Source organism: Chryseobacterium sp. 27AL, assembly GCF_057815395.1.
In genome coordinates, this window is the sequence record NZ_JBYRIW010000021.1 from 33,863 (window position 1) to 38,514 (window position 4,652).

Below are 4,652 nucleotides of genomic sequence, written 5' to 3' on the forward strand. Positions count from 1 at the left end.
TAAAAGCTTTTGTGACTTTGTGGTTAAATAGATTCACGTCTGGATTCACTTCCGGAATGATAAGCATACATATTCTAGCACCCCCTTAAAAATCTTTGATTTTCTTCTTCTGTTCTCTGAAATATGCGCAAAGTTTTAGCCTAAATCTAATATGACTCATGTGCTATAAAAGCTTTTGTAACTTTGTGGTTAAATAAAAAGTTGAAGCAGACATAAATGATTGGTTACCCGCCAATCATTTTTTTTATGGAATTAAGCTTCATTAAAGCTTCTATCGGTGTCAGCGTATTGATATCTATTTTCGTCAGCTCCTCCCGGATATTTTCCAGCACCGGATCATCGAGCTGGAAGAAGGAAAGCTGCATATTTTCTTCAGTTACCCTTTTGATGCTTTCCGAAGAGCTGCCCTGCGTACGGCTGGCTTCCAGGGTTTTCAGAATTTCATTGGCTCTGTTGACAACCTTTGACGGCATTCCGGCAAGTTTGGCAACATGGATCCCGAAGCTGTGTTCACTTCCGCCCGGAACCAGCTTTCTCAGGAATATGATATTGCCCTTGTTTTCCTGGATGGATACATGGAAATTCTTCACCCTGTCGAAATTCACGGTCATTTCATTCAGCTCGTGATAATGGGTAGCAAATAAGGTCTTTGCCTGTGTAGGATGCTGATGAAGGTATTCCGCTATAGCCCAGGCGATAGAAACCCCGTCGTAAGTAGAAGTTCCGCGGCCGATTTCATCTAAAAGGATAAGGCTTCGTTCCGAAATATTATTCAGGATATTGGCGGCTTCATTCATTTCCACCATGAAGGTCGATTCTCCTGCAGAAATATTATCCGTTGCCCCAACCCTGGTAAAAATTTTATCTAAAATACCGATTTCTGCATATTTGGCGGGAACAAAGCTTCCGATCTGAGCCATGAGACATACAATAGCGGTCTGCCGAAGGATCGCTGACTTACCCGCCATATTCGGCCCAGTCACCATGATAATCTGTTGGGAGTCTTTGTCTAAAAATATATCATTCGGAATATACTTTTCCCCTAAAGGAAGCGCATTTTCAATAATCGGATGCCTCGCCTCTTTCAGATCAATGGCAAAGCTTTCATTGAGAACAGGTTTTGTATAGCTTTCCGAAACGGCCAATTCCGATAAACCAACTGCGACATCAAGCTGAGCAATGATATTCGAGTTTTCCTGGATCTGGTCCATGTAAATGATCGTATCTCCGCATACTTTTCGGTACAGCTCATTTTCCAGCACCCCGATTTTCTCTTCTGCACCAAGAATCTGGTTTTCGTATTCTTTAAGCTCTTCTGTAATATACCTTTCGGCATTCACGAGCGTCTGCTTTCTGAGCCAGTCGGCCGGAACTTTATCTTTATGGGTATTCCGAACTTCAATATAGTAGCCGAAAACATTATTAAAGTCAATTTTAAGACTGGAGATTCCCGTTCTTTCAATTTCCCGCTGGCACATCTCATCGAGGAAACCGCGGCCTTTTGACTGAAGGCCCCGCAACCGGTCGAGCTCTTCGGATATGCCTTCTTTAATGACATTTCCTTTGGCAAGATTCACTGGTAATTCATCATTCAGGTGATTCTGAAGACATTTGATCAGCTCCTCCTGATCGTATAAAGGATCCAGCCAAGCCAATACCTCAGCATGCGGGTGAAGCAATCCTTTAATTTTATGAATATTAATTAAGCTTTGTCGCAGATATCCCAATTCTTTTGGGGAGATTTTTTCTGCCGCCAGTTTTCCCATCAATCTGTCCAGATCCGAAATCGATTTCAGCAATTGGGAAATTTCATATTTAAGATGATCGTTTTCGTTTAAAAAGTCAATTAAAGAAAGCCTTCTGTTGATTTCAGCGACTGATTTCAAAGGAAGAATAATTCTTCTTCGCAATAGCCTTCCCCCCATGGGCGTTGAGGTCTTATCGATAATATCCAGCAAAGATTTGCCTTGTGGGCTGCTTGGGTATACAATTTCAAGATTTCTCAGGGTAAAATGATCCATCATCAGATAATCCTCCTGCGGAATAATCTGAATTTTAGTGATGTGTGACAGTAAATTATGATGCGTATCTTCAACAAGGTAAGCGAAAATAGCACCGGCAGCCGTTATGGCCAGCTGCTGATTTTCAACGCCAAAACCTTTCAGAGAGTTGGTTTTAAAATGACTCGTAAGCTTTTCGTAGGCAAAATTAAACTGATACGCCCAGTCTTCCAGCTTAAAGGCACTCCGGTTTTTGATCTGCTCCGGAATCTGAACGCTCCGTTGATAAATAATTTCGCTGGGATCAAAAGTATTAACAATATGAAGTAATTTTTCTAAATTTCCTTCACTCACCAGAAACTCACCGGTAGAAATATCCACCAGGGCAATCCCAAACTTCTCCTTTTCTTTGTGCAGAGAAAGCAGGAAGTTGTTCTTTTTTGAATTTAAAACCTGATCATTAAAGGTCACGCCGGGTGTCACCAGTTCCGTTACCCCTCTTTTTACAATCCCTTTTACCATTTTCGGATCCTCGAGCTGATCGCAGATCGCTACCCGCATTCCTGCCCGTACCAGTTTGGGCAAATAAGAGTCTACGGAATGATGCGGAAATCCGGCCAGTTCGATATGCCCTTCCCCATTAGCTCTTTTGGTAAGAACAATCCCTAAAATCTGTGATGTTCTGACAGCATCCTGGCCGAACGTTTCATAAAAATCCCCCACCCTGAATAGCAAAAGCGCATCAGGATATTTCGCCTTGATGGTATTGTACTGCATCATTAACGGGGTTTCTTTCTTCGCTGTCTTTGCCATTCAAATCTGTCTTAAAATTAGGTTGGTAAAAATATGAAATAAAACAGTAGGAGTAAAGTGTTTAAAAAAGATGTCCTTTATTAATATCATATGGTGCCATTCGTACCGTCCGTTCACTGCCACTCGGGCGGACCGGTCAGTACCACAGGTATGAGGTTTAATTATTAGTATAATGGACTCCGGTTTGGAAAACATTTCTTACCGTAGTTTTTGTTGGGAGGAGTGTAAGCATTTGAGATTGGGAATATGAATAGCCTTGAAAGCCTTCATTTTTCCGGACAGAATATTTCCCTATAAAATCTCAAAAAATGTAGTCTGGGTTGGACTACTTTTTCTGTCACAAATGTAAACAAATTATCCTTACTTCCAAATAATAATCCTTTGTTTTTTAATAGGTTAATTAATTAACAACTATAATTTCCCTTAAAAAATGGCCGATCCAGAGGAAAAGAAACTGCCCTCGTTTTTACCCTGAAAAAACAAAATAATCCTGATTCTTAGATCATTGGTTCTGAAAGTAGTCCAACCCAGACTACCTTTTTGAACACAATGAAAAAACAAATGATGACCCTTATACAGCTCCCTCATTTCCTGCGTTTTAGCGTAAGGACGCTGTGCTTGCAGGTATTTTTCATTGTTGTTTTCATCAGTTCCCAGACTCCCTTTTCTTATTCCGATTCAACACTTTTTATCTCCGAAGATTCTTATCTTTATGTTGAATCACGGGTCCACATCTCGGCTGTAACATCTTTATCAGAAAAAAATCAGACATCATCAAAACAGCTCAACGCCAACAAGCGTAAAGCTTCCTTTAAGCTAAAATCGTCTTCCATAAGCAAAAATACTTTTACCACATCAGATCAGGCGAGCTTTACAATTCCAAAGAGCTCACATTATGTTGGAAACTCAAATAATCTTTTATCAACAGCTGTTCTGGGAAATTCCTCTCCGGTAAAACAACATCACAAAATGGCAGGCTCTGACTTTTGGACTTTACCACAAGTAACTGCCTCAGAAAATAAACTTCTATATCATGTTATTAACCATTTCAATCTCTTAAAAATTATCATCAATCACTTCAGCCGTCCTCCGCCCATATTTGCGATATTTTATTAAACACAAATGACACGAATTAATAAACACAAATAAGCACAAATAGTACAAATGCTTTAATGCAGCAGGAAACTTTCCCACCCCGTTTGTCATCCCGTAGGGATCTCAGCAAAGCATTTCACACAACAATTGTGAAATTAGTGTTCAATCCATTAGTACCATTTGTGTTAAAAACCAGCTTAGCGGACTCTTATAAGTGAAATCGAAGATTCGACGTAGTCAAACGCCTTTGTGAAACTAAATTTTTGGTATTGGATTCGTCGTCAATTCGAGTGTTTTTTCGTAACAAAGTGAAGAAAAAATGTATCGAGAATGAAATTGATAATCAGACTTATAAACTTCTCTATACGATTTTTTCAAAATCTACTCGAAGTGACGATAGACTCAGCGAGCTCTTTTAAGTGAAACGCCTTTGTGAAACTCAAAAGCATATCATAGATAAGAAACCTTAGTACACTTCGTGTTCACAATTAAAAATAGAACAACAATATAAATACAAAACAATGAAACATTTATTTACAACCGCCGCCGTGCTGTTCAGCATGACCGCATTCGCACAAGTGGGGATTAATAATACTTCCCCAAAAGCAACCCTCGACATTACCGCCAAAACCAGCGGAACCAAACCCGAAGGACTCATTATCCCACAATTATCCGGTGATAACATCCATACTGCCACAGCCGCCGCTGTCTATGGAGCAGCACAGAAAGGACTTATTGTTTATG

General features: G+C 40.0%; 2 protein-coding genes and 1 pseudogene. 2 read left to right on the forward strand and 1 reads right to left on the reverse strand.

The window, feature by feature from the left end:
• Positions 1–224: 224 nt before the first annotated feature.
• A complete protein-coding gene (mutS, locus tag AC3WV0_RS17860) occupies positions 225–2,813 on the reverse strand; it encodes a DNA mismatch repair protein MutS (protein ID WP_488847454.1) in 2,589 nt (862 codons plus the stop codon).
• 561 nt (positions 2,814–3,374) lie between these two features.
• On the opposite strand from mutS, the gene AC3WV0_RS17865 reads away from it, so the two are divergent.
• Positions 3,375–3,929: a hypothetical protein gene (locus AC3WV0_RS17865; protein ID WP_488847455.1), complete on the forward strand. Its 555-nt coding sequence runs from the start codon at positions 3,375–3,377 to the stop codon at positions 3,927–3,929.
• Between the two features lie 500 nt (positions 3,930–4,429).
• A pseudogene (locus AC3WV0_RS17870) lies at positions 4,430–4,652 on the forward strand (hypothetical protein); the annotation flags it as partial.

What these genes read in the sequence shown, in the direction of transcription:
- mutS (WP_488847454.1), bottom strand. Translation starts at nt 2,813, where the DNA reads ATGGCAAAGACAGCGAAGAAAGAAACCCCGTTAATGATGCAGTACAAT.
- AC3WV0_RS17865 (WP_488847455.1), top strand. Translation starts at nt 3,375, where the DNA reads ATGATGACCCTTATACAGCTCCCTCATTTCCTGCGTTTTAGCGTAAGG.